General features: G+C 62.3%; 28 protein-coding genes and 1 pseudogene. 24 read left to right on the top strand and 5 right to left on the bottom strand.

All coding sequences use genetic code 11. From position 1 onward, the window contains the following. The 3 genes and pseudogenes from E0L15_RS08970 to E0L15_RS08960 form a co-directional block, all read right to left on the bottom strand. Positions 1–283, bottom strand: a pseudogene (locus E0L15_RS08970) (1-(5-phosphoribosyl)-5-amino-4-imidazole-carboxylate carboxylase); the annotation flags it as partial. Next, positions 273–1040 (bottom strand): ATP-dependent sacrificial sulfur transferase LarE, encoded by a 768-nt coding sequence (larE, locus tag E0L15_RS08965; RefSeq protein WP_168125322.1) that lies wholly within the window; start codon positions 1038–1040, stop codon positions 273–275. The pseudogene E0L15_RS08970 and the gene larE, both read right to left, overlap by 11 nt. Before the next feature lie 337 nt (positions 1041–1377). After that, complete coding sequence (locus E0L15_RS08960; RefSeq protein WP_168125321.1) at positions 1378–2061, bottom strand: 4Fe-4S binding protein; 684 nt, start codon at positions 2059–2061, stop codon at positions 1378–1380. Positions 2062–2232: 171 nt separating this feature from the next. Here E0L15_RS08960 and E0L15_RS08955 point away from each other — a divergent pair, with 171 nt between their 5' ends. Next, complete coding sequence (locus E0L15_RS08955; RefSeq protein ID WP_347565988.1) at positions 2233–3573, top strand: MATE family efflux transporter; 1341 nt, start codon at positions 2233–2235, stop codon at positions 3571–3573. A 639-nt stretch (positions 3574–4212) separates the two neighbouring features. Here E0L15_RS08955 and E0L15_RS08950 read toward each other — a convergent pair. Further along, positions 4213–4593 carry a helix-turn-helix transcriptional regulator gene (locus tag E0L15_RS08950; protein ID WP_168125320.1) on the bottom strand — a complete coding sequence of 127 codons (381 nt, stop codon included), beginning with the start codon at positions 4591–4593 and terminating at the stop codon, positions 4213–4215. 164 nt (positions 4594–4757) lie between these two features. Between E0L15_RS08950 and E0L15_RS08945 the strand changes: the two genes are divergently transcribed. The 23 genes from E0L15_RS08945 to E0L15_RS08840 all read left to right on the top strand — a co-directional run bounded on the left by E0L15_RS08945 (position 4758) and on the right by E0L15_RS08840 (position 23919). Continuing rightward, a complete protein-coding gene (locus tag E0L15_RS08945) occupies positions 4758–5153 on the top strand; it encodes a hypothetical protein (protein WP_087369483.1) in 396 nt (131 codons plus the stop codon). Between the two features lie 7 nt (positions 5154–5160). Further along, entirely contained in the window at positions 5161–5391 is a 231-nt protein-coding gene (locus tag E0L15_RS08940; protein ID WP_168125319.1) for a hypothetical protein, read from the top strand. Then, complete coding sequence (locus E0L15_RS08935) at positions 5388–5666, top strand: hypothetical protein (RefSeq protein WP_087232225.1); 279 nt, start codon at positions 5388–5390, stop codon at positions 5664–5666. The genes E0L15_RS08940 and E0L15_RS08935 overlap by 4 nt, the downstream gene beginning before the upstream one ends. 92 nt (positions 5667–5758) lie before the next feature. Then, a complete protein-coding gene (locus E0L15_RS08930) occupies positions 5759–6301 on the top strand; it encodes a terminase small subunit (RefSeq protein WP_168125318.1) in 543 nt (180 codons plus the stop codon). Further along, the gene (locus E0L15_RS08925; protein ID WP_168125317.1) at positions 6291–7814 is read left to right on the top strand and encodes a PBSX family phage terminase large subunit; all 1524 of its coding nucleotides are present in this window, start codon (positions 6291–6293) and stop codon (positions 7812–7814) included. The genes E0L15_RS08930 and E0L15_RS08925 overlap by 11 nt, the downstream gene beginning before the upstream one ends. Then, positions 7811–9871, top strand: a complete 2061-nt coding sequence (locus E0L15_RS08920; protein WP_168125316.1) for a hypothetical protein — start codon at positions 7811–7813, stop codon at positions 9869–9871. The genes E0L15_RS08925 and E0L15_RS08920 overlap by 4 nt, the downstream gene beginning before the upstream one ends. After that, the gene (locus tag E0L15_RS12575) at positions 9868–10002 is read left to right on the top strand and encodes a hypothetical protein (protein ID WP_275532481.1); all 135 of its coding nucleotides are present in this window, start codon (positions 9868–9870) and stop codon (positions 10000–10002) included. Before E0L15_RS08920 ends, E0L15_RS12575 begins: the two co-directional genes overlap by 4 nt. Before the next feature lie 75 nt (positions 10003–10077). Then, entirely contained in the window at positions 10078–10800 is a 723-nt protein-coding gene (locus E0L15_RS08915) for a hypothetical protein (RefSeq protein WP_168125315.1), read from the top strand. Continuing rightward, complete coding sequence (locus E0L15_RS08910) at positions 10801–11187, top strand: hypothetical protein (protein WP_168125314.1); 387 nt, start codon at positions 10801–10803, stop codon at positions 11185–11187. An 18-nt stretch (positions 11188–11205) separates the two neighbouring features. Then, entirely contained in the window at positions 11206–12216 is a 1011-nt protein-coding gene (locus E0L15_RS08905) for a hypothetical protein (protein WP_168125313.1), read from the top strand. A 61-nt stretch (positions 12217–12277) separates the two neighbouring features. Beyond that, on the top strand, positions 12278–12655 hold the full coding sequence (locus E0L15_RS08900) for a hypothetical protein (protein ID WP_168125312.1): 378 nt from the start codon (positions 12278–12280) through the stop codon (positions 12653–12655). Positions 12656–12691: 36 nt separating this feature from the next. Further along, complete coding sequence (locus E0L15_RS08895; RefSeq protein ID WP_087232246.1) at positions 12692–13030, top strand: hypothetical protein; 339 nt, start codon at positions 12692–12694, stop codon at positions 13028–13030. 4 nt (positions 13031–13034) lie between these two features. Further along, positions 13035–13286, top strand: coding sequence for a hypothetical protein (locus E0L15_RS08890; protein WP_168125311.1), 252 nt, complete (start codon positions 13035–13037; stop codon positions 13284–13286). Continuing rightward, entirely contained in the window at positions 13273–14262 is a 990-nt protein-coding gene (locus E0L15_RS12430) for a LysM peptidoglycan-binding domain-containing protein (protein ID WP_168125310.1), read from the top strand. Before E0L15_RS08890 ends, E0L15_RS12430 begins: the two co-directional genes overlap by 14 nt. 78 nt (positions 14263–14340) lie before the next feature. Then, complete coding sequence (locus E0L15_RS08880; RefSeq protein ID WP_168125309.1) at positions 14341–15042, top strand: hypothetical protein; 702 nt, start codon at positions 14341–14343, stop codon at positions 15040–15042. Between the two features lie 5 nt (positions 15043–15047). Further along, positions 15048–17285 carry a DUF859 family phage minor structural protein gene (locus E0L15_RS08875; RefSeq protein WP_168125308.1) on the top strand — a complete coding sequence of 746 codons (2238 nt, stop codon included), beginning with the start codon at positions 15048–15050 and terminating at the stop codon, positions 17283–17285. Between the two features lie 8 nt (positions 17286–17293). Next, positions 17294–17626, top strand: coding sequence for a hypothetical protein (locus E0L15_RS08870; protein WP_168125307.1), 333 nt, complete (start codon positions 17294–17296; stop codon positions 17624–17626). Next, the gene (locus tag E0L15_RS08865; RefSeq protein ID WP_143482214.1) at positions 17623–17772 is read left to right on the top strand and encodes an XkdX family protein; all 150 of its coding nucleotides are present in this window, start codon (positions 17623–17625) and stop codon (positions 17770–17772) included. The genes E0L15_RS08870 and E0L15_RS08865 overlap by 4 nt, the downstream gene beginning before the upstream one ends. Further along, complete coding sequence (locus E0L15_RS08860; protein ID WP_168125306.1) at positions 17747–19375, top strand: hypothetical protein; 1629 nt, start codon at positions 17747–17749, stop codon at positions 19373–19375. Before E0L15_RS08865 ends, E0L15_RS08860 begins: the two co-directional genes overlap by 26 nt. A gap of 14 nt (positions 19376–19389) precedes the next feature. After that, a complete protein-coding gene (locus tag E0L15_RS08855; protein ID WP_168125305.1) occupies positions 19390–20844 on the top strand; it encodes a hypothetical protein in 1455 nt (484 codons plus the stop codon). A gap of 186 nt (positions 20845–21030) precedes the next feature. Continuing rightward, positions 21031–21558 (top strand): hypothetical protein, encoded by a 528-nt coding sequence (locus E0L15_RS08850; protein WP_168125304.1) that lies wholly within the window; start codon positions 21031–21033, stop codon positions 21556–21558. A 99-nt stretch (positions 21559–21657) separates the two neighbouring features. Then, positions 21658–22971 (top strand): alpha-amylase family glycosyl hydrolase, encoded by a 1314-nt coding sequence (locus E0L15_RS08845; protein ID WP_168125303.1) that lies wholly within the window; start codon positions 21658–21660, stop codon positions 22969–22971. Between the two features lie 177 nt (positions 22972–23148). Then, a complete protein-coding gene (locus E0L15_RS08840) occupies positions 23149–23919 on the top strand; it encodes a polysaccharide deacetylase family protein (RefSeq protein ID WP_087232275.1) in 771 nt (256 codons plus the stop codon). A gap of 398 nt (positions 23920–24317) precedes the next feature. On the opposite strand, the gene E0L15_RS08835 is transcribed toward E0L15_RS08840, so the two are convergent. Then, positions 24318–25154 (bottom strand): HAD family hydrolase, encoded by an 837-nt coding sequence (locus E0L15_RS08835; protein WP_168125302.1) that lies wholly within the window; start codon positions 25152–25154, stop codon positions 24318–24320. Positions 25155–25321: the final 167 nt, after the last annotated feature.

Genomic DNA, 25321 nt, shown 5'->3' with positions numbered 1-25321 from the left:
GGGCTACCAGGTCCGCCTTGTCCTGGTCCAGGCGGGTGACCAGAATGTTGCGGCTGCCGTTTTTCATCATGGAGGCGGCAATGCCCGCAATTTGCCGGGGGGTCTTGCCCGCCCCGTAGATGACCTCCGAGGCCCCCTGGCGCACGGTGCGGTGGGTGTCCACCCGGGCATAGCCCAGGTTGTCAAAGGGGGAGCGTTTCAGCTCCAACACGGCCTGCTCCGGTGTGACGGACCCGTCCGCCACACCTCGCAGCAGGGCCAGCACATCTTGTTTACTGTCCATGGAATTCCTCCTTTTTCCGGGGGTTCAAGTCCAGAAAGACCTGGGAAAAGTGGGGGGAGAGGGCCTCTAAAAGGGCCCCATGCTGGGCCACCGCCCGGTCCATCTGGTCCTGGGGCAATTGAATGAGGGCGGCGTCTCCCCGCAGTCGAATGCGAAAATCGGTGAAGCCCAGGGCAAAGAGGGCGTCCTCGCCCCCCTCCACCCGGGCCAAATCGGGGGCGGTGATGGGGGTGCCCGTGGGAATGCGGGTGGCCAGGCAGGCATAGGCGGGCTTGTCCCAGGGAAACAGCCCCGCCTCTCGGCTCAGGGACCGCAGCTGGGCCTTGGTGACGCCGCACTCCCGGAGGGGGGAGCGCACCTCCAGCTCCGAGAGTGCCCTCATGCCCGGACGGTCCTGGGCGTCGTCCGAGGCGTTGGTGCCGTCCAGCAGCAGGGAAAAGCCATCCGCCCGGACCCGCTGCCACAGGGCAGAAAAGAGGGCCTTTTTGCAGAAATAGCAGCGGTTTGCTGGATTGGCGGCCACCTCTGGGCAGGCCAGCACGTCCAGCTCCACCACCGTCAGGGGCACCCCCAGCTCACGGGCCAGACGCTGGGCGTCCTCACGCTCCCAGGCGGGCTGGAAGGGGGTGGAGACGTAGTAGGGCCGCACGTCCTGGCCAAAGGTGCGCCCCGCCCAGAGAAGGTAGGCGGAGTCGGAGCCCCCGGAGAAGGCCAGGGCGGCCTTGGGGTGCTGGGTAAAAAATTGCTGTAATGTCATGGGATTCTCCTAAAAGAAAAAGGTACGCCTTTGGGGCGTACCTTTTGACTGTCAAAAAAGCAAAAGTCCCTGCAAGAAGTTTGAGGTACTTGGTTAGGAACACAAGCCCTCGGCAGAGTTTTCCCGCCCGCAGGCGGGAAAATAAATGAAAATTCGTTTTTTCCGGGGACATGCGCATCGGAAAAAACACTTCTCAGCCCGCCAGTGTGGCCTTGGGTCGTCCTTGGACCCAAGGATGCATGCAGCGGGCTGTATCTCCTCGAAAAAATGCTTGCATTTTTGAGAAAAACCCGCTATGTGAATGGTACACAAACCGGGAGGAGAAGTCAAGCCCCCATCAGCCCAAAATCCGCCCGTCGGTGGAGATGGTCACCACCTGCCAGGGGATGAACTTGCCGCTGGCACGCAAAGCCTGGGTGGCGGCGTGCTGGATGCCGCCGCAGCAGGGCACCTCCATGCGCACAATGGTGAGGGCGGTGATGTCGTTATCCTGGAGAATGGCGGTGAGCTTTTCCGTGTAGTCCACCATGTCCAGCTTGGGGCAGCCGATGAGGGTCACCTTGCCCCGGATGAAGTCCTGGTGGAAATTGGCGTAGGCGTAGGCGGTACAGTCGGCGGCAATGAGCAGGTGGGCGCCCTGGAAGTAGGGGGCATTCACCGGGGCCAGCTTGATCTGCACCGGCCACTGGCGCAGCTGGGAGGCACAAGGGGCAGGGGCGGCGGTATCTGCCTGGGGAGTGAGGGTGCGGGACTGGCTGCCGGGGCAGGCGCAGGGGGCAGCTTTGGCGGCCATATTGGCCTTCACCGCCGTCTCGTCATAGGGGGCGGCCTCTCGCTCCACGAAGGTGATGGCCCCGGTGGGGCAGGTGGGCAGGCAGTCCCCCAGGCCGTCGCAGTAGTCGTCCCGGATGAGCTGGGCCTTGCCGTCTACCATGGCGATGGCCCCCTCGTGGCAGGCCTGAGCACAGGCCCCGCAGCCGTTGCACTTGTCCTGGTCAATGTGGATGATGCGTCGAATCATAGATATGTCCTCCTGGTGTGGTGATTTTGATGGTAGGATACCACAGTGGGCCGGGAATGTCTGTTGTAGTTCCAACAAAACCGCAGGTTTTCTCCCCAATGGCTTGCCAAGGCGAACTGGGAGGTATATACTAATCAGACACGAAATGAGAGATAGAGAAAGGAAATGAAAATGGCACACACCACAGAACCCATGACACAAGGGCCCATTTGGAAGCGAATTACCTACTTTGCCCTTCCCATTTTTCTGGGCAACCTGTTCCAGCAGATGTACAACACCGCCGACTCCCTGATCGTAGGAAACTTCCTGGGAAAGAATGCCCTGGCTGCGGTGAGCTCCACCGGCAGCCTCATTTTTATGCTCATCGGCTTTTTGAGCGGCATCGCCATCGGCGCCGGTGTGGTCATCTCCCGTTACTTCGGCGGCAACAAGCTGGAGGAGATGAGCAAGGCAGTGCACACCACCGTGGCCTTCGGTCTGGTGGCCGGCGTGGTGATGACAGCGGTGGGCGTGGGCCTGTCTCCCCAGATTCTCCGGTGGATGGACACCCCGGAAAACGTCATGTACAACTCCCAGCTGTATCTGAGCATCTACCTCATGGGCTCTCTGGGCTCGGTGATGTACAACGTGTGCGTGGGTATCATGCAGGCGGTGGGCGATAGCCGCCACCCCCTGTACTACCTCATTGTCTCCTCGGTGGTCAACGTGGTGCTGGACCTGTTCTTCATCGCCGTGCTGGGCATGGGGGTGGACGGAGCGGCCTGGGCCACCATCATTGCCCAGTACGTCAGCGCCATCATGTGTTTGTGGCGGCTGCTGCGGGTCAAGGACAACTACCGGGTGGAGCTGCGGAAGATACGCTTCCACTGGGATATGCTCAAGCGGGTGGTGCGTTTCGGCCTGCCCTCCGGCGTTCAGAACTCCATCATCGCCATTGCCAACGTGGTGGTCCAGTCCAACATCAACCACTTTGGCGACGCCGCCATGGCCGGCGTGGGCGCCTACTCCAAGATTGAGGGCTTCGGCTTCCTCCCCATCACCAGCTTTACCATGGCTATGACCACCTTTGTGGGTCAGAACCTGGGGGCCGGCCAGATTGAGCGCACCAAACGGGGCGCCCGGTTCGGCACCATCACCTCGGTGATTTTGGCCGAGCTCATCGGTGTGGCGGTCTTTATCTTCGCCCCCCAACTCATCGCCGCCTTTGACACCTCCCCCGACGTCATCGCCTACGGCGTGGACAAGGCCCGCACCTCGGTGCTCTTCTATTGCCTTCTGGCCTTCTCCCACGCCATGGCCTCCATCCTCAGAGGTGCAGGCAAGGCCGTGGTGCCCATGTTCGTGATGATGATCTGCTGGTGCATCATCCGGGTGTCCTTCCTGGCCATCGCCGTGCCCCTCACCGGCAGCATTCAGATGGTCTACTGGGTCTACCCCCTCACCTGGTTCTTGAGCTCCGTGACCTTCCTGTGGTACTATCGGCGCATGGATTGGAACCGAAATCTGGCATAAACACTGTATGTTTGAAAGGACGGGAAAATTTCCCGTCCTTTCGACTTTTTTCGGCCTTATTCGACATTTTTTTATGTTATCATACAAAAGTCCCATAGAACGGACAATTTTAGACAAATTGTGGGAGTCAGATGCTTGAAATGGTACATATGTTCGATTATAATGGGGGCAGGACATCGTGGACCAATGGGATGGCACCCCCATCCCCAGCGCAGGGAGGAAGAGAAATGGAGCGTAACTGGATCAAAGCGGCAATCATCGACTTACTGGACCGAGCGGATGAGGCCCAGCTACGAGCCATTTTTCAGTTCATTTCCCATTATTTAAACCGATAGACAGTCGGAACCCTCATATCAATGCAAAAAGGATATATTCTCTTGCAGCATGAAAAAGCTCTCGGCAGAGTTTTCCCGCCCGGGGGCGGGAAAATAAATTAAAATCCGTTTTTTTCGGGGACATGAGCATCGAAAAAAACACTTCTCAGTCCGTCAGTGTGGCCTTGGGTCGCCCTTTGACCCAAGGCTGCATGCAGCGGACTGCAACGCCTCTCAAACATGCTGGCATTTTTGAGAAGCGTGTCGAACGTTTTCGACACGCTAAAAAAACCCGGGCATCCAAACCGTTGGATGCCCGGGTTTTTTATGCCTTGGGGTCGCTGAGATCCCGGGCCAGCCGCTCCAGCACCGCCCAGTCCTCCTCGCTGAGCCGGGAGAGAGCGGAAATGAGGCGAGAGCGGAAGTCATTCCGGCCTGCCACATCCCCCAAAAAGCCCATCAGCTCCTCGTCAGGGGTGTGGCCGCTGGGGGGCGTCAGGAGCATGTCCCCCTGGCCCGTACGCAGCCACTCCTCGTTGACATGGAACACCCGGCAGATATCCAAAAGGGTGCGCTCGCTGGGGGTGGTTTTCTCGATCTCATAGGTGGCAATGGTATTTTGCTTCAAACCCAGTTGGTCGGCAAAGGCCTGTTGGGTCAGCCCATAGGCCTTGCGCACCTGGCGGATGCGCAGTCCAACACTCATAGTCAATCCTCCAGTTCTCGAAACGATACGGGGGTTACCTCCGTATTTTACCACGCCACAGCGGGAAGCACAAGAAAGAAGATTGACCAAATCAATAAAATGGCCTTGACAAATATCGGCGACTGATATAATATTATCGAGAAATCAATAAAAGGAGGGAGGCTATGACATGGAGCGCATGGTCACTGTGCGTCAGCCTGCCCCGGCTGGGGCGGCGGGAACGGGCCTTTTGGCTGGGCGTGGCCCAGGGGCTGGCGTGGAGACATCAAGAGGAGAAAAAGGAGGAACGAGCCGGGATGCAGCGAGAAGAGATGGTCTATCACGGAGGGAAGCGCACCCAGGGGGAGCGGGTGAAGCTGGAAGTGCGCAAAGAGGAGGGCAGCGACGGGTTCTGTCAGGTCATTGAGGCCTCCAGCACCGCTGCCGCCATGGATGCCCTGGAGGCCCTCATCCGGGGATATGAGCAGTTTCTGGGGGTGCCCGCCCACCATGTGCTGGCGGTGCTGGCCACGGTGATGACGGTGCCCGGCGGGGGCCACATGGAGGGAACGGGGAGGTGACGGGGGCGTGACAGGGTTTACACCCCAGGAGCTGGAGGAGATGGCCCAGGCGGACGCCGAGATTGACCGGGAGTTTGAGGCGGATTGGGACCTGGAGCCGCCGCCCCCCGTCCCCCAGCTGGTGTGGGTGTCCCGGCTGGCCCGGCAGCACCACACCACCTATGGAAGATTCGTCTCCACCCACACCGAAGAGGAAATTCGGGAGCTGGTGGAGCAGTTGAAAGGAGAAACACGATGAAATTTCGCTATAAGCGGGGCATTCCGGTGCCCTATGCCCGACAGGGGTACATCTACTTTAAGTCTCTGCGCTTTTCTGGCCTGCCCGTGCGGGAGCAGGAGCGGATTCGCCGCCTGTGCGACTGCGTGGGGGGCAACAATGGCCAGGCGCTGCTGGAGCACGTCACCACCGGGGAGGCGGTAAAGTCCGTGTGTCAGAGACACTACATCGCCTCTCCCACCACCCTGTACCGGGCGCTGAAACGCTATTATGTACGCTTTCCCCAGGATTTATAAGGGAAAGTGTGGAGATTGAACACGGAATGTGTAATCACGAGGGAAGTCTGGTTGCTACAATGGGACAAGAAGAACACAAGGGAGGGAAATCTGTGGCTGCCAGACAGCGACAAACCAGCACATCCAAGGCCCTGATGCGTCAGGTACGCCAATACCTGGACTCCATCAGCCGCACCGTGGATGTCACCGAGCTGCAACCCACCGGAGAGGTGGACAAGAAGGGAAATCCCATCTGTGAGAAAAAGCCGGTGTACAACGACCGGGGGGAGATCATCCGCACTCGGGAATATGTGATTCCGCCCACCCTCACCGGCATCTGCCTTCACCTGGGCATCACCCCGGGGAAGTGGAAGCAGTGGTGTGATCACCAGGCCTACCCGGAGTTGGAGGAGGCCACCGAGTGGGTCACCGGGATTTTGCAGGCGTGGAGCGAGGAGCAGCTGCTCACCCGCAAGGACGTGAAGGGGGTGGTGTTCCACCTGCAAAACAACTACGGCTATGCCCAGAAGGTGGAGGTGGAGGCGGGACCCCAGACCCGGGCCGTCCAGTCCCTCACTACCCAGGAGAAGCTGGCCCTGCTCCAAGAGTTGTGGGAGGAGGGGCAGGGGGAGCTGCCGGAACACCATGAACCATGACCGACAGGAGGAGGCTCTGCTGTGGTACAAGGGCCTGAAGGAGACCAATAACGACACCTTTCTCCCCCTCTTCTTTGACAAGCACCGGTTTCTGGTGCTGAAAGGGGGCGGCGGCAGCGGCAAGAGCATTTTCGCCGGGCGCAAGGTGTTGGAGCGGGTGACCAGCGAGCCGGGGCACCGGTGGCTGGTGTGCCGCAAGGTGGCCCGCACCCTGCGGGAGAGCTGCTGGGCCCAGCTGGTGGGCCAGATTTCGGACTTCTACCCCGACGCCGGGGCCAAGACCAACAAGTCCGCCATGACCATCACCTTTGCCAATGGCAGCGTCATCCTCTTTGCAGGACTGGACGATGTGGAGAAGCTGAAATCCATCTTCAACATCACCGGCATCTGGATTGAGGAGGCCTCCGAGCTGGAGGAGGGGGACTTCAACCAGCTGGACATCCGTCTGAGAACGGATTTCAACCAGTATCTCCAGATGATCCTCACCTTCAACCCCATCAGCATCACCCACTGGCTGAAAAAGCGGTTTTTCGACCGGAAAGACCCCCGGGCCACGGTGCACGAGAGCACCTATAAAGACAACCGCTTTCTCACTCCCGAGGCGGTGGCCACCCTGGAGAGCTTCAAAGAGACCGACGAGTACTACTACATGGTCTACTGCCTGGGTCAGTGGGGGGTGACAGGCAAGACCGTGTTCAACGGCAAGGCGGTGGGGGAGCGGCTGCAACACCTGGAGCCCCCGGTGAAGGAGGGCCTCTTTGAGTACGACCTGGCCGACGACGGCATCCACCTTGCCAACATCCACTGGGTGGAGGAGAAGGGGGGCCCCATTCGCATCTACACACCCCCTCAGGAGGGGCGGCCCTACGTCATCGGCGGGGACACCGCCGGGGACGGCTCCGACTGGTTTGTGGCCCAGGTGCTGGACAACATCACCGGGGGGCAGGTGTGTACCCTCCGCCACCAGTACGACGAGGACACCTACACCCGGCAGCTGTACTGCCTGGGGCTGCACTACAACCGTGCCCTGCTGGCCCCCGAGTGCAACTTCTCCACCTATCCGGTGAAGCTGCTGGGGCTCATGGGCTACCCGAAAATCTACGTCCGGGAGGTGGAGGACTCCTTCGACGGACAAATCCACCACGCCTACGGCTTCCGCACCGACCGCCTCACCCGCCCGGTGATTTTGGCGGAGCTGGTGCGGGTGATGCGGGACCACCTGGGGGGCGTCCACGACCGAGCCACCCTGGAGGAGATGCTCACCTTTGTGCGCAATGAGCAGATGCGCCCCGAGGCGGAGCCGGGGGCCCACGACGACTGTGTCATGGCCCTGGCCATCGCCCACTACGTGCGCCCCCAGCAGTCCATGCGCCTGACCACCCCCCAGCCTGGAGGCACCGCCCGGTGGACCTCGGACATGTGGGAGGACTGGAACCGAGCCAGCCCCGGGGACCGGGAGATGCTGCTGCGGCTGTGGGGCAGGCCCGGTGACAACAAAGGAGGAGAAAGATGAAGGCCAAACACCAGAAACAAGCGGGGGAGAAGCTGAAGCTGTGGCAGCAGCGGCTGGCGTTGAGCAACGCCGCCTACTCCGCCGAGTACGCCCGCATGGACCAGCGGGAGCGCATCTACAACGGAGACCATCAGCTGAGGCCCCTGGTGCCCGGAGATACGAGAAGGGACGGGGGCGTGCGCAGCACCAGCCATGTGCGCAACATCGTCTTTGAAAACGTGGAGACCCAGGTGTCCAGCTCCATTCCCCAGCCCAAGGTCACCCCCCGCCGGAAAGAGGACGAGGGGCTGGCCCTGTTGCTGGAGCACTTCTTGCGCAACGAGCTGGAGCGGCTGCCCTTTACCCAGCTCAACGACCTGGCCGAGCGCACCGTCCCCATCCAGGGGGGCGTGGCCTACCTGGTGGAGTGGGACAACCGGGAGCGCACCCATGACACCGTGGGTACCCAGGTGGTGCGCATGCTCCACCCCAAGCAGCTGGCCCCCCAGCCTGGGGTGTTCACCTCCATTCAGGACATGGACTGGGTGATTGTGAAAATCCCCACCACCCGGGACGCCATCTTCCGGGAGTACGGCATCTGGGTGGAGGAGGACGGGGAGTCCGAGCCCGCCGTGCGGGGCGTGGACGGGGTCAGCGCCGTGGAGGACGCCCTCACCCGATACGTGGGCTATGAGAAGAACGCCCAGGGGGGCGTGAATCGGTACTGCTGGGTCAACGACACCCCTCTGGAGGACCTGGAGGACTACCAGGCCCGGCGGCAGCCCGTGTGTAAGCAGTGCGGCCGGGTGCGGCCTCTGCCCGGACAGCTCATCCAACAGCCCGCCCAGGCGTTCCATCAGGAAGAGGGGGAGCTGCTGCGCCAGGAGGCGGGGCAGATGCTGGCCCAGACCTTGGCCCAGGAGGCCATGGCCGGGGGCGGCGGTCTGGACAGCCTGCCCGTGGAGCCGGACCAGAGCCAGGCACCCCGGGAGTATCAGGGGGGCGGTTGCCCCTGGTGCGGCTGTGAGGAGTTTGAAGACCAGGTGCAGGAGTATGAGCAGGTGCTGCTGCCCATCACCACCGGGAAGGGGTTGTCCATCCCCGGTGCCACCCCCGATCTGGACCAGGAGGGCAACCCGGTAATGCGCCCCACCCTCATCCCCTTCTACAAGCCGGGGGTGTTCCCCATCGTCTTGCAGCGCAGCGTGTCCGTGTACGGTCAGCTGCTGGGCAACTCGGATGTGGACATGATCGCCGACCAGCAAAACACCATCAACCGCCTGGAGCAGAAGATCATTGACCGCCTGGTGAAGGCGGGCACCCGCATCACCCTGCCCGACAACGCCTCGCTGCGGGTGGACAGCCAGGACGGGGAGCGGTGGTACATCGGCTCGGCGGCGGACAAGGCCATGATCGGGGTGTACGACTTCAAGGGGGACCTGGAGTACGAGCTGCTGTACCTGGCCAACGTCTACGAGGAGGCCCGTCAAATTCTGGGCATCACCGACTCCTTCCAGGGCCGGGCGGACTCCACGGCCACCAGCGGCAAGGCCAAGGAGTTTTCCGCCGCCCAGGCCGCCGGACGGCTGGAGAGCAAGCGGGTGATGAAAAACAAGGCCTATGCCGACCTGTTCCGCATGATGTTCGAGTTCTGGCTGGCCTACGGGGACGAGCCCCGGCCCGTCACCTACCAGGACGCCCAGGGCCACACCCAGTATGAGCAGTTCAACCGCTACGACTTCCTGGAGCAGGACTCCGACGGCCAGTACTACTGGAACGACCAGTTTCTCTTCTCGGTGGACACCACCGACACCCTGGCCAGCAACCGGGAGGCCATGTGGCAGGAGACCCGGCAGAACCTGCAAAACGGGGCCTTCGGCGACCCGGCGGCCACCGAGACCCTCATCCTGTTCTGGACCAAGATGGAGCAGCTGCACTACCCCGGGGCCGGGGACACCAAGCAGGCCCTGGAACAGCGGGCCCAGCGGGAGGCCCAGATGGGACAAGCACAACGACAACTCACGCAAGGCGACAGCGGGAACATGCCAGACCAGATGAGAAGGGAGGGAACGGCATGAAGGAGCAGAAGGGCTACATCGGCCGGATTCAGAACACCGGCACCCAGGTGGTGAAGGCGCCCTGCCAGACCACCGCCACCAAGACCGGCACCGTGCACACCGGCAAGGACCTGAGACAGGGCAAGGAGTAACACCACAAAACCAAACCAATACGCAGGGATAGCGGGAACATCCCACGGCCCCACGGGGGCAGGAAGGAACGAGATATGGAAGTCAACGAGCAGCAAGTGTATGAGGCCCTGGGGGTGGAGCAGCCCGCCCAGGAGCAGACACCCCAGGAGACCCAGCAGCCCCAGGCCCAGCCCCCTCAGGGGGAGATGAGCCTGGAGCAGCGGCGGGAGAACGCCGCCCGGAGACGGCGGGCGGAGACCCGGGCCGCCATCCAGGAGGCGGTGGAGGCCGAGCGCAGCCATACCCGCCGGGACGTGGAGCAGGTGCTCCGGGATGCGGCCCTGAGAAGCCCCGTCGACGGCACCCCCATCACCAATCTGGAGCAGTACCGGGCCTTCAAGCAGGCCCAGCAGGCCAAGCCCGCCCCTCGGCCCCAGGCCAACCCGGCCATGGAGGCCCAGGTGGCCGCGGAGCTGGCCCAGATTCGCCAGCTCAACCCCAACATCCGCTCGGTGGGCGATCTGCTCACCATGCCCCGGGCGAAAGAGTTTTACCAGCTGGTGAAGCGGGGCAACTCCTTTGTGGATGCCTACAAGCTGGCCCACTATGACCAGCTCACCCAGCAGGCCGCCGCCGCTGCCCGCCAGCAGGCCCAGAACCTGGCACGCAGCAAGGGCCACCTCATTGCCGCCGCCCAGCGGGGCAAAGGGGCCGCCACCGTGCCCGCCCCGGAGATGGATTTGTTCCGGGCTTTCAACCCCCAGGCCAGTGAAGCGGCCATTCAGGCCTACTACAACAAATATCAGGGAGGAAAGTAAATGTTTGTACCCGTGAAAAGCAACACCGGGGCCATGCTGCCCTGGGAATACCTGGGCGCTGCCGCCGACACCTACCAGGCAGGCCAGATGCTCACCGTCACCGGCGGCAAGCTGACCAAGCTCAGCGCAGCCTCCACCACCACGCCCCCCTATCTGTGCATGGCGGACGTCACCGCCACCGATGGCCAGGTCATCCCCGTCACCCGGGTGGAGGGGACCTTCCTCTACGAGACCACCCTGTCTGCCGTCACCGCCGAGGCAAAGCCCGGCGTAAAGGTACAGGTGGCCGAGGACGGCCTCACGGTGGCCCAGGGCGCTGGCAACTTCGAGCTGGTGGACGTGGAGGGCACCCAGAAGGGTGACACTGTTCGGGGCAGATTTGTGTAAAGGAGGACAACCAACCCCATGAAAATCATTTTCTCTGAAGGCTCCGGCCTCAACGACAGCATTTACGGCAAGTGTCAGGCCCCCATCCGCATGTTCCTGGAGCAGCGGGGGGAGCAGTTTGAGCGTCAGTCCGTGCTCAAGGACCTGTTCCTCATGGGCAAGAGCGAGAACTACGGCGACCTGATGACCACCATGACCGCCATGAGCGGCTTTGAGCCCGTGGGCGAAAACGGCGCCTATCCCCTGGACGGCATGCAGGAGGGCTACCAGAAGCTGCTGGTGTACGACACCTGGAAGGACTCCTTCTCCATCTCCGCCGAGATGATGGAGGACTCCAAGGTCATGGACATGAAGAAGCAGCCCGCCGCCTTCATCACCAGCTACAACCGCACCCGGGAGCTGTTCGGCGCGGCCCTGTACGGCGGCGCCATCTCCGGCAAGGATAAGGTTCTCTACAAGGGCCGGGAGTTCGACATCAAGAGCGCCGACGGCGTGTCCATGTTCCACACCGCCCACCCCGCCAAGGTCTCCGGCGACACTCAGGCCAACAAGTTCAGCGACGCCTTCTCCGCCGACGCCCTGGGCAAGATGGAGACTGCCATGCACCTGTTCCGGGGTGACAACGACGAGATTCTGGACGTGGCCCCCGACACCATCCTCATCCCCGAGGTGGGCAGCCTGAAAAAGGAGGTCTTTGCCGCCATTGGCGCCGACAAGGAGCCCACTACCTCCAACAACGCCTTCAACTACCAGTATGGCCGCTGGAACGTCATCGTCTGGAGCTACCTCAACCAGTTTGTGGACCTGTCTGAGGGGAACGCCCCCTGGATTCTGCTGGACAGCAAGTACAACCAGACCTACGGCGGCGCCGTGTGGAATGACCGGGTGCAGCTGGCGGTGCGCTCCACCGTGGACGAGAACACCGATGCCAACGTCTGGCGTGGCCGCAGCCGCTTCAACGCCACCTTCAACGACTGGCGCTTTGCCGCTGTGGGCGGCATCGAAGGCGGCACTGCACTGCCCGACTAAAAGGGAGAACCCCCGCCCCGGCGGTGTGCCGGGGCGGGGGAAGGAGAGAGGAGGTTTGACCATGGCAGACGCCAACCGGTTTCCCACCGCCCAGGAGGTGGTGGCCCAGGCGGACCTGCTCAGCCCCAACCAGTACAGCCAGGAGCAGAAGCTCCAGTGGCTGGGAGAACTGGAGGGGCGCATCTATCTGGACGTGAAGCTGGCCTCGGAGCAGGAGCTGGAGCAGGTGTGGCAGAGCTGGCCGGGGACTCTCACCGTGGGCTGGCCCCACAGCGACATATACCTGCACTGGCTGCTGGCCAAGCTCCACCAGGCCAACGGGGAGCTGGAGCTGTACCAAAACCGCATGGAGAGCTTTAACACCAGCTATCAAAACTACGTCAACTGGTACATCCGCACCTACGACCCTGCCCACACCTCGGATGCAGCGGGTGCATGAGGGGCAGAACCGACCGATGTACAGGAGTGACGGGGCATGAGCGGGGAGGAAGTGCTGGGAGCCGTGGTGGCCGCCCTGGTGGGGGGCAGCGGCATCACTGGGCTGGCGGTGGGCTACCTCAAGCGGTACCTGGACCGACGGCTGGAACAGGGGGAGCAGGAGGCCCAGCAGCGCCAGGAGCATCGCCAGCGGCGGCAGGAGGTGGAGGACCAGCTGCACCACGCCTATGGCCGGTGCATATTCTGGCTTAACCACGCTGTGACCAAACCGCCCCCCAACGGAGAGTTGGCCCAGGCCATGGAGGAGCTGACCCAGGCGGAAGAGGCCAAGAAAAAGCTGGATCGGGAGATCCTGGCTGCGTACGAGAAGGAGTGAAGCAGTGAAGACTGTGTTGCAAAAGCTGTCCAGCCGCAAGCTGTGGACTGCTCTGGCGGGCATTGCCGCCGGACTGGCCCTGGCCTTCGGACTGGACCAGGAGGCGGTGGCCAGCACAGCGGGGGCTGTGGTGTCGGTGGTATCGGTGGTGACGTACATCGTCACCGAGGGCCGCATTGACGCCGCAGCAGTCAAAACAGCCATTGAAGATGTGCAGGAAGCTGTGGAGGAGGTAACCACCATTGAGACTGATTAAGTGTATGTTGACCGCCAACGACTGCTACAAGGCCGGGCGGACCATTACCCCCAAGGGGGTCATGGTCCATTCCACCGGGGCCAACAACCCCCTGGTGGCCCGGTACGTGCAGCCGGTGGAGGGACAGAGCAATGAGGCCCAGTTGAAGGCGGAGATCGGCGGAAACCGCAACGCCAACGACTGGAATAATCCGGGGCTGGATGTGTGCACCCACGCCTTTGTGGGCAAGCTGGCCGACGGCGGCGTGGGCACCGTCCAGACCCTGCCCTGGAACCACCGGGGCTGGCACGCCGGCACCGGCACCTCCGGGGGCAGCGCCAACAACACCCACATTGCCTTTGAGATCTGTGAGGACGACCTCACCGACGAGGGCTATTTCCGCAAGGTCTACCAGGAGGCGGTGGAGCTCACTGCCATGCTGTGCAAGACCTACAACCTCAACCCCCTGGCCGACGGGGTGGTCATCTGCCACTCCGAGGGCTACCAGCGAGGGGTGGCCAGCAACCACGCCGACGTGATGCACTGGTTCCCCAAGTTTGGCAAGTCCATGGACACCTTCCGGGCCGATGTGTCCAAGGCTATGACCCCTGCCCAGGTCAAGCCCCAGCCCCCGGTGTCCGGCAAGACCCACACGGTGGTGAAGGGGGACACCCTCAGCGAGATTGCCCAGAAGTATGGAACCACCGTGGACACGCTGGTGCAGCTCAACGGCATCAAGGACCCCAACCTCATTGTGGTGGGGCAGGTGCTCAAGCTGCCTGGTTCCACCACCGGGTTCACCCCCTACACCGTGAAGGTGACGGTGACCGAGCTGCGCATTCGCAGCGGCCCCGGCACCGACACCGAAGCCAAGGGCTTTATCAAGCCCGGGGTGTACACCATTGTGGCAGAGTCCAACGGCCCCGGGGCCAAGCGCTGGGGCAAGCTGAAGTCCGGCGCAGGCTGGATCAGCCTGGACTACGCCGAGAAGGTGTAACCGCCCCGGCAGGAGCACAACACAGGGCACCACCGTTTCCCCGGTGGTGCCCTGTTTGAGAAAGGAGGCGTGGAAAGCATGCCAGCCAACTGGCTGTACATGGACGCTAAATTCCCCGACTTTGACGGGGACATATCCACAGAGGACAAGCTGGCCCAGGTGCAAAACTACCTCTATCTGCTGGTGGAACAGATGCGCTACACCATGCAGAACCTGGACACCACCAACCTCAACCAGAACGCCCTCAACTCCTGGGAGGAGGCCATCACCAAGCCACTCTATTTGATGTTGGAGGGGGAGGGGGAGCGGCTGACCCAGCTGTCCGTCACCGCCGATGGCCTCACCGCCCTGGTGCAGTCCCAGCAGCAGCAGGTCCAGGAGGTGAAGGACGCCCAAGTGGGCACCCAGGAGACCGTGGAGGGGCTGGAGGAGTCCCTGGCCCAGGTCTCCAGTCGGGTGGAGTTGGCCCTGACCTCGGACCAGGTGGAGATCGCCATTGAGAAAAAGCTGGCCCAGGGGGTGGACAGCGTCACCACCAAAACCGGATTCACCTTTGACGATGAGGGGCTGACGGTGAGCAAGACGGGCAGCGAGATGACCACCCAGGTCACCGAGGACGGCATGACGGTCAGCCGCAGCGGCACCCAGGTGCTGGTGGTGGACAACCAGGGGGTGGAGGCCACCAATCTCCATGCCAAGACCTTCCTGATTCTGGCGGGGAAGGCCCGACTGGAACCCTACGGAGCGGACCGCATGGGCTGCTTCTGGATTGGAGGATAGCACACATGGCACTACAGACGAAAACCTACACCCAGAGCTCCAACACCTTCACCCTGGAGCTCACCCTGGTGGAGCAGTCCACCAGCACCGCTGGGAATTCCTCCACCCTCTCCTACACCCTCAAGCTCAAGTCCACCACCAAAAACTTCGCCCAGTACGGGGTGGGGGCAGCGGTGAAGCTGGACAACCAGACGGTGGCGGTGCGGGACCGGGGCTCTGCCCCGAAAATCACCCTGGGGACTCGCTCGGAGGTGACCTTGCTGTCTGGTACCAGAACCGTGGCCCACCAGAGCGACGGCTCCAAATCCATGGCTCTGGCCTACTCCCTGGATATGGCTTCGGCCAGCTACACCCCAGGAGCCATGAGCGGGTCGGGCACCATGACCCTGACCAAAATCCCCCGGGGGGCCACCATCACCAGCGCCCCCAACTTCACCGACGAGGACGACCCGGTGGTGAAGGTGAGCAATCCCGCCGGGGTGTCGGTGCAGCTGGGCATTTTCAAGGACAGCACTCATGCTCTGGCCAACTACCGCACCATCTCCGGCACCTCCTACACCTTCCGCCTGACCCAGGCGGAGCGGGAGGCTATGCGGAAGGTGGACACCACGAAAAACACCGCCCAGGTGCGCTTTTACGTCAAGAGCACCGTGGGAGGTCAGACCTTTATCACCTACCTCACCCGCACCCTCACCATCCAAAATCCCGCCCCCACCCTGAACCCCACGGTGGAGGACGTGAACCAAACCACCTTGGCCCTCACGGGAGAGAGCGGGAACCTGGTGAAGTACCACTCCCAGGTGGCGGTGAAAACCGGGGCCCAGGCGGTGAAGGGGGCCTCTCTGGTCCGGCAGTCTGTCACCTGCGGCAGCCATACCCTCACCGGAGACGGCACCCTGGAGGGGGTGGAGTCGGGGACCATCGTGGTCTCCGCCACCGACAGTCGAGGCAACTCCACCACCAAGACGGTGGAGCGCAAGCTAGTGGGATATGTGCGCCTGTCCTGTACCCTGGGCCAGGGGACCCCGGATGCGTCTGGGCGCTACGACCTGGAGGTGGCTGGGGCCTGCTACTACGGCTCCTTCGGCGGGGCAGACAACACCTTGGTGGTGGAGTACCGCTACCGAGCCCAGGGGACGGAAGCCTGGGGCGCCTGGACGGCAGTGGACCGGACCACCCCCATGGGCTTTACCTATGTGGCCCACGCCACGGTGGAGGGGCTGAACTACCAGACCGCCTACGAGTTCCAGGCCCGGGCCGAAGACGCCCTGGAACAGGTGGAGAGTGAGGTGAAGGTGGTGAAGGCCAGCCCCGGCTTCGACTGGGGCAAGGACGACTTCGCCTTCCACATCCCGGTGTACATCCAGGGGGTAAAGGTCACCCCAGACGTGGGGCAGAATCTGCTCATCAACCCCTTTTTCACCGTCAACCAGCGGGGCAGCACCACCTACGCCATCACCAAGCCTGCCTACACCCTGGACGGCTGGAAGACCAGCGGGGACACCAAAGCCGGGGAGGTGGTGGTGGGCCAGCGCTACGCCAAGCTCACCAATACTTCGGGTACCTTAGGGCTGGGCCAGTTTGTGGAGGACTATGGGGCCCTGGCAGGGGAGACGGTGACTCTGTCCATGGCGGTGGATATCCTCTCGGGCAGCTACCACCTGGGCCTCAACGATGGCACAGGACAGGCGGGGGAAGTGCTCTCCCAGAAGGGCTTGCAGGTGTATGCCCTCACCGCCACCCTGTCGGACAGCCCCTCCCAACTGTGGTGCCAGCTTATCAGCGAGGGGGCGGCCTCCTGCCGCATCTTTGGGGCCAAGCTGGAGGTGGGGGACCACCAGACCCTGGCCATCCAGGGGGAGGACGGCACTTGGCAGTTGACCCAGCAGCCCGACCCGGAGGAGATTCTCCGTTGCTACCGCTACCAGTACGTGCCGGTGGAGGGGGACACCAGCTACCCCCTGGGGTATGGCTTTGCCTTCAGCACCAGTTCCGCCCGTATGGTGTTCCCCTGCGGGGTGAAGATGCGTCTGGCCCCCAGCGTGACCTTCTTAAACGGCTCCAACTTGTCGGGCATCGGTATCTTCAACAACGGAGCCTCCCATACCCCCACGGCTGTGGCCGGGACCCGAAACCTGCCCGGCGGGGTGGGGGTCATCTTCACCACCAGCGGGCTGGTGACCAATGACGTGTGTACCCTGCGCAGCATCAGTGGAAAACTATTATTTGACGCCAATTTGTGAGGTGAATTATGGAAGAATATACTGTATACGTACAAGTCAATCCGGGCAGCTGTGTGGTGGCGCTGACCTCCTCCGCCCTGCTTACCCACACGGAAGGGTGGGTGGAAGTGGAGCGGGGGCCTGGGGACCGCTGCCACCACCCCCAGAGCAACTATTTGCCTCTCCCCCTGTACACCGACGAGGGGGTACCCCGGTACAAGCTGGTGGGTGGGGCCATTGTGGAGCGCACCATCGAGGAGCTGGAGGCGGATCTGGCAGGGATGGTGGAACCCGTGACCCCGCTGGAGCAGCTGCGGGCAGACGTGGACTTTCTGGCCGCCTTGCAGGGGGTGGTGTTATGACCATTCTGGATTTGGCCAAGCGCTACTACCCCCGGCTGTGGGATGACCGCCGCCTGGATATGCTGGTGGCGGCGGGACAGCTGACCCAGCAAGAGGTGGAGGAAGTGAAGGAGGGAGCCCATGAGACTGCCGGCGATGGCCTATGACATCGGCATGACTGCCACCAGCCAGACCGCCTTTGGCGGCCTGGATCACACCCCGGGAGCGGGGGATGGAGCGCTGTACCAGATGAAAAACCTCACCGGGGCGGACTATCCCCTCCTTGCCAGTCGACCACCCCGGTGGAAGGTGGCCACACTGACACAGCCCGGGGGCCTCTTTGCCCGGGGGGCGCTGTGTTGGGTGGCCCAGGGTGGATTTTGGTACCAGGGGGAGCGAAAAGGGGATGTGAGTGAAGGAGAGAAGACCTTTGCCGCCCTGGGCTCCTACCTGCTCATCTTCCCCGACAAGGTCTACTACAACACCCAGACCGGGGTGTTCGGCTCCCTGGAGTCTAAATGGACGGGGGCGGGGCTGTCCTTCCAAAACGGCACCCTCTATGGGCAGGAGGCCCAGGCCAACACCATCCAGGCCCAGGGGGTCACCTGGACGGACTACTTCCAAAAGGGGGACGCCGTGACCATCTCCGGCTGCGCCACACATGCCGAGAACAACAAAAGCCTCATCATCCGGGACATTCAGGGCGACAAATTGGTGTTTTATGAGTACTCCTTCACCCTGGACGGGGAGAAGGGGGACGAGGCCTACACGGAAGCGGGAGAGGTGACCCTCACCCGCACTGTCCCCGACCTGGACTATGTGTGCGAAAACGAGAACCGGGTGTGGGGGTGCAAGGACAACACCATCTATTGCTCCAAGCTGGGGGACCCCTTCAACTGGAACGTGTTTGACGGCCTGGCCACCGATGCCTACGCCGTGGACACCGGCTCGGCGGGGAACTTCACCGGGTGCATCTCCTACCTGGGCTACCCCGTCTTTTTCAAGGAAGACCACATCTACAAGGTCTACGGCACCATGCCCTCCAACTTCCAGGTCATGGGCACCGAGACCCTGGGGGTGATGGAGGGGTGTGGCAACAGCCTGGCTGCGGCGGGGGAGGTGCTGTTTTATCTGTCCCGGGGCGGGGTGATGGCCTACTCCGGCAGCGTGCCCCAGTGCATCAGCCGCAGGCTGGGGGACCTGGCAGTGGGCAACGCCGTGGCAGGGGCCGACGGGCTGCGCTACTACCTCTCCGCCCGGGGAGCGGGGGAGGGGTGGAGTCTGCTGGTGTACGACACCCAGACCAAGCTGTGGAACCGGGAGGATGACACCCACGCCACCCACTTTGCCGCCAGCGGCGGGACGCTGTACCTGCTCAACGAGGCTGGAGAGATCTGGACGGTGGGAGAGACCGCCAAGCCCTCGGAAGGAGCCCAGCAGGAGGAAGCGGTGGAGTGGGAGGCGGAATTTGCTGACTTCACCGACGGAAGCCCAGACAAAAAGGGGCTGTTCCGTCTCAATATCCGCCTGGAGGTGGAGGAAGGGGGCCAGGTCCAGGCCTGGGTGCAGGTGGACAGCGACGGGACCTGGCTGCCCATGGGCCAGCCCATTGGCCCCACCCCCAAGCGCAGCTTCCAGCTGCCCATGGTGCCCCGACGGGGGGACCACTACCGACTCCGCCTCACCGGCACCGGGAGGTGCCGCATCTACAGCATCACCAGAGAGCGGTACGGCGGCGGAGGGTACAACGCCACCCTGGGCCGTACCTAATGGAGGGAGAGAACATGGCATACACCTATAGCGACTTTTTGAAAAAGGCTCAGGCCACCAACACCTTAAAGGACTTTGACCCCGACGAGCTGCGTCTGGCTGAGCCCTACCCGGAGTACGGCATTGCGGCGGCCAGTTTGAAGGCGGAGGCCAACTCCGCCACCACCAGCGCCCAGCGGGCCATTGCCAATGAGGCGGCGGCCCAGCTCAAGGCAAGCTACAACGGCTTTACGGGAAGTTATCAGGATGAGATCGACGACATTCTGGACCAGCTGGACAAGTACCCCGACTTCTCCTATGACCAGGAGGCTCCGGAGTACGACAACAAGTACGAGGAGGAGCAGGACGCCATTCTGGACCAGATCGGCAAGTACCCGGACTTCTCCTGGGACCAGGAGGCCCCCACCTACACCAACCCCTATGAGCAGCTGCAAAAGGAGCTGCTGGACCAGCTGCTCAACCGGGAGGACTTCACCTGGAGCACCGATACCGACCCGGTGTTCGGAGAGTACCAGAAGCAGTACCTGCGGGAGGGGGAGCGGGCCACCGCCAATGCCCTGGCCCAGGCGGCGGCCGCCTCGGGGGGCCAGACCTCCAGCTACGCCGCCACAGCGGCGTCCCAGGCGGGAAACTACTACGCCTCCCAGCTCAGTGACATGATTCCCGAGCTGTACAACCAGGCCTACCAGCGGTATTTGAGCGAATATGAGCAGCTGGCCAATGACCTGGGGGTGGTGAACACCCAGCAACAGCTGGACTACAAGGAGTATCTGGACCGGCTGGGACAGTACAACACAGACAAAAACTTTGCCTATCAGCAGTATCTGGACGACTACAACAAACTCTTGAGCTACCTGGACGCCGTCAACGGCCAGGAGCAGATGGACTACCAGGAGTACAAGGACAAGCTGGGTCAGTTCAATGTGGACAAGGAGTTTGCCTACCAGCAGTATCTGGACAACTACAACCAGCTGCAAAGCTACCTGGAGGGTCTGCAAAAGGCCAACGACTCCGAGTACCAGCAATATGTGGACCAGTTGGATTGGGAGCGGGAGCAGCAGCAGCAGGCCCAGAAGGCGGCCCAGACCCAGGTGGACGGCATTTTGCAGGCGGGTGTGATGCCCTCCTCCGACCTGATTGCCAAGTCCGGGTACACCCAGGAGTATGTCAACGCCATGCTCCAGTACTACCGCCAGAAGGCCGCTGCGGCCTATCGCAGCAGCGGCAGCGGCGGCAGCAGCAAGAGCTCCAGTTCCACCGTCACGAAGGTCAACGGTCCCAAGCCGGGGCCCAACTCCAATACGTCTAACCTGGTGTCGGTGCCCCAGTACGGCGAGATGGCCGTGGCAGATGCCGAGCGGCTGGTGCAGGCGGGACTGCTCCGCCGCACCGGGTTCGACAAGAACGGAAAGCCCACCTACATTGCCACCGCCAAAAAGCCCGACCAGTACATCCCCATGACTCGATAACCGTGACAACAAAGACCTCTTCCAGGCGAATTTACCTGGAAGAGGTCTTTGTCATGCCATCAGGCGCGGCGCTTATCCTTGGCGCACAGGGCAAGCAGGGCTTTTGGTTGTCAGTGTTGCCCGAATGGTAACAAACCGTCTGTATTTCAATGTAAATTTATCCAGTTGCTTGTATCAGGAACGGATATGCGGATGGCGTTGGAGCAGTCGGTGGGTTCCTACTTGGAGGGGGCCAAGTGCCAGTACGGCGTGCTGGAGGTCCGCCAGATGCCGGAGGAATACCTGATTGCCTCCCCCACCCGGTATACCAAAATGCCGGACGAGGAGACCTTTTTGCGCACCTTTCGCAACCATTTGAAGTACTGTGAGCAGAAGGAGCTGAGCACCCGGTTGCAGGCGGGGGAGATCATCCCCCTGGAGCGGGCCAGACGCCGCTGTTTTGTGGAGAGCCATTATTTCAATCCGGTGCAGGGACGGGTGGAGGATGAGCGGCTTTACATCAAGCCCGCGGGAGCGTATGCGGTGTACTACCACCAGGGAGAACTGGAGGACTTGGAGGTGGCCTTCCATCTCTTTGTGGACGAGGTGGAGCGTCAGGGGTATCAATTGTGTGGCGATGTGTACGAAGACGACCTGGTGGAGGAGCTGCTTTTGTCCCAAACGGCCCTCAGTGTGGCCCGTTTGACTGCCCGGGTGGAGAAGATGGAGCGGTGACAGGAGTGGGCGGTTTTATTTGACCTGTGCCCGGCAGGCGGGTATAATAACAGGGTAAGAATACCTGCTGCCAAGGCAGAGAACAGGGAGGACGACCATATGTGGTTTGACCAATCAGTCATCTATCAGATCTACCCGCTGGGGCTGTGTGGCGCGCCGGAGGACAACGACGGTGTGCGGGAAAGCCGAATTTTGCGCCTGCTGGACTGGGTGGAGCACATCAAAAAGCTGGGGGCGGACACCGTACTCTTCAACCCGCTGTTTGAAAGTGACCGCCACGGCTATGATACCCGGGACTATTTCCAGTTGGACTGCCGCCTGGGCACCAACGAGGACTTCGCCCAGGTGTGTGACGCCTTCCATCAGGCCGGTATCCGGGTGATGCTGGACGGGGTGTTCAACCACGTGGGCCGTGGGTTCTGGGCCTTCCGGGACGTGCAGGAAAAGCGGTGGGACAGCCCCTATAAGGACTGGTTCCGCATCGACTTCAACGGAAACTCCCACTACAACGACGGCTTCTGGTACGCCGACTGGGAGGGCCACGGGGAGCTGGTGAAGCTGAACCTGGACAACCCGGCGGTGGTGGAGCACCAGTTTGAGGCCATTCGCGCCTGGGTGGACCAGTTTGACATTGACGGGCTGCGCCTGGACGTGGCCTACTGCCTGCCCCAGCACTACCTGCGCCACCTGCGGGAGTTTACCTCCTCCCTGAAGCCGGACTTGGCCCTCATGGGTGAGACCCTCCACGGGGACTACAAGCAGTGGATGGCCCCGGACATGTGCCACTCGGTGACCAATTACGAGTGTTACAAGGGGCTGTGGTCCAGCTTCAACTCCATGAATCTCTTTGAAATCGGCCACTCTCTGGCCCGCCAGTTTGGACCCGAGCCCTGGACCATGTACAAGGGGGCCCATCTGCTCTCCTTCCTGGACAACCACGACGTCACCCGCATTGCCAGCCAGCTCACCAACAAGGAGCACCTGGCCCCCGCCTATGCCCTGATGTTCGGCATGCCCGGGGTGCCTGCGGTGTACTACGGCAGCGAGTGGGGCCTGGAGGGCAAGAAGGAGTCCTGGGGCGACGCTCCCCTGCGCCCCGCCCTGGAACAGCCCGAGTGGAACCACCTCACCGACTGGATTTCCAAGCTGGCCCGTGCCAAGCGGGAGAGTCAGGCCCTGTGCTACGGCGGCTACCGCAATGTGGTGCTCACCAACCGCCAGCTCATCTTTGAGCGGGCTGTGGAGGGGGAGCGGGTGCTGGTGGCCATCAACGCCGACGACCAGCCCTACACCGCCCACTTTGACGCCGGGTGTGGCCAGGCCGTGGATCTCATCACAGGCCAGCTCCACGACTTCGGCGGCGGCAGCCAGCTGCCCCCCTACTGCGCCTACTTCTGGAAGATGGAGCGATAAAGGCAAAGCCTTTCTCGAACATGCAAGCATTGGGCTTTATATTTGTGTAAAATCATTCATTTTCGTTTTTGACAGTATGACCGCCCGGGCTACCCTGGAAAGGGAGACCGGGCGGTTCTGTTTTTCCACAGCGGACCATACACTGGGGTGAAACAGCCGTGGAAAGGGGAGCGCCTTATGAGAATCTTGGTGTTGCGCCGCCGTATTCTGGCGGGGGTGGGTCTGGTGCTGGCGGCGGTGGCCATCCTGCGCCTGGTCAGCCACCCCAAGGTGGTGGGAGCCTCAGCCACCACCCGACAGCTTCCGGTGTACTGTGTCCAGGCGGACTATCCAGTGGTGTCCCTGTCCTTTGATGCGGCCTGGGGCAACGAGGATACCCAGACCCTCATTGACATTCTGGATAAATACCAGGTGAAGGCCACCTTCTTTGTGGTGGGGGAGTGGGTGGACAAATACCCGGAGTCGGTGAAGGCCCTCCACGAGGCGGGGCACGAGATCATGAGCCATTCCGACGACCACGCCCACTTCAACAGCCTCACCCCAGAGCAGATCAAGGAGAATCTCACCACCTGCGGGGAGAAAATTGAGGCCATCACCGGGGAATTTCCCACTCTGTTCCGCTGTCCCTACGGGGAGTACGACGACCATGTGATTACCACGGTGCGTAGCATGGGCATCCAGCCCATACAGTGGGACGTGGACAGCCTGGACTGGAAGGATATCTCTGCCTCGGAGATCACCCAGCGGGTCACCAGCCGGGTGGGGCCGGGGAGCATTGTCCTCTTCCACAATGCTGCCCTCCACACCCCCGAGGCTTTGCCCACCATCATTGAGACCCTGCTCCAGGAGGGGTATACCTTCCTGCCCATCTCCCAGCTGGTCCTCCCAGGGGAGTACGGGGAGGACTATACCATCGACCACGCCGGGCGGCAGTGTCCTGTCTCCTGACTGCGGTTGTACCACTCCCACCCTTTGTGGTAGAATGGTAGGCAAACGAGAGAGAAAGCCGGGAGAGAATGAGACAAGATTTGACCCGTGGCCCTGGTGCTGGGCTTCTACGCCCTGGTGTTCCTGCTGGCCCCCCCGGCTCATGGGCATCTTCATTCCGCCCCAGGGCAGTGCATCCACTCGGGCGGATGATATCCGCTCCTACGGAGTGCAGCACAGGCAGTCTGGCGGTTACCGGGAACCAGACCCCCGGCGGCGGGAACGCCGCACCCACCAGAATAGGCCCGGACGGGGAGATTACCCAGACGACTATAGGGCCAGCTGCCCAGGGGGGCTTTGGCCCGTGATGAACGAAAAGGTGGAAGCAGCTGCTTCCACCTTTGTCTATGTAAGAGGTTTCACTTGTTGAGAATGTACCGCTCAATGGCAATGGCGGCCCCGTCCTGGTCATAGGGCAGGGTCACAGCGTCCGCCGCTGCCTGGATGTGGGGGGCGGCGTTGCCCATGGCCACGGAGAACCCGGCGGCCTGGAGCATGGACAGGTCGTTGCCGCTGTCCCCGATGGCCATGACGTGGGCGGGGTCGATATCCAGCAGCCCGCACACCTCCCGCAGGGCGTTGCCCTTGGTGCTCTGGGTGTGGGCGATCTCAATGGTGTGGGGCCCGGACCAGAAGTGATTGAGGGGCAGGGCGTCCAGCCGGGCACAGACCTGGTCCCGGAGGGGATCGGGGATGTGGGGGAGGTTGATCTTGTCGATATTCAGCTCTGGCGTGTGGGCGGTGCGGACGAGGTCGTCCACTACCACGCCCCGCTTGCCCAGCACCACATCCAGGTGGTAGCCGATGAACTCCCGGTAGGGCTGCTCCATGTCCCAGCTCTCCTGGGTCAGGTACATGTGGCCCTGGGCGGACAGCTCCACGGGGAAGTGGTATTCTCCCGCCAGCTCCACCACCGCCTGAGCCACTTCGGGGGGAATGTAGTGGCCACGCAGCAGCTCTCCGGTGGCAATGCGGCGAATCTCGCCGCCGTTGCACAAAATGCACAGGTTTTCCCATGCCGCTCCCGTCTGCACCGGAGGCGGGAGGAGAAAGTGCTGCCGTCCGGTGGTGGGCACGATGGCCACCCCTTTGGCGTGGGCCTCCGCCAGAGCCTGGTGGAGACGGGGGGTAAAGCTCAGGTGGTCGGCTTGCAGGGACGTGCCGTCCAAATCCATGGCGAGAAGTTGAATATCCATTGGTTGAACCTCCTTACAACGGGGAAAGGGCGATGGTGAAACCGGGCGAAATAGCCTGTATCTTCCACCAGAATAGCCCCCATGTTTCCGGTTGTCAACGGGGCGGCGGCCAACTCTTGGTTTCGCACAGTTCCACAAACCCCTGCCCTGGTGGAGATGTCAAAAAA

It is taken from the genome of Pseudoflavonifractor sp. SW1122 (assembly GCF_012027765.1).
Lineage (GTDB): Bacteria > Bacillota > Clostridia > Oscillospirales > Oscillospiraceae > Enterenecus > Enterenecus faecium.
Note: the sequence above shows the minus strand (reverse complement) of the source record. Positions and strands in the feature narration are given on the sequence as shown.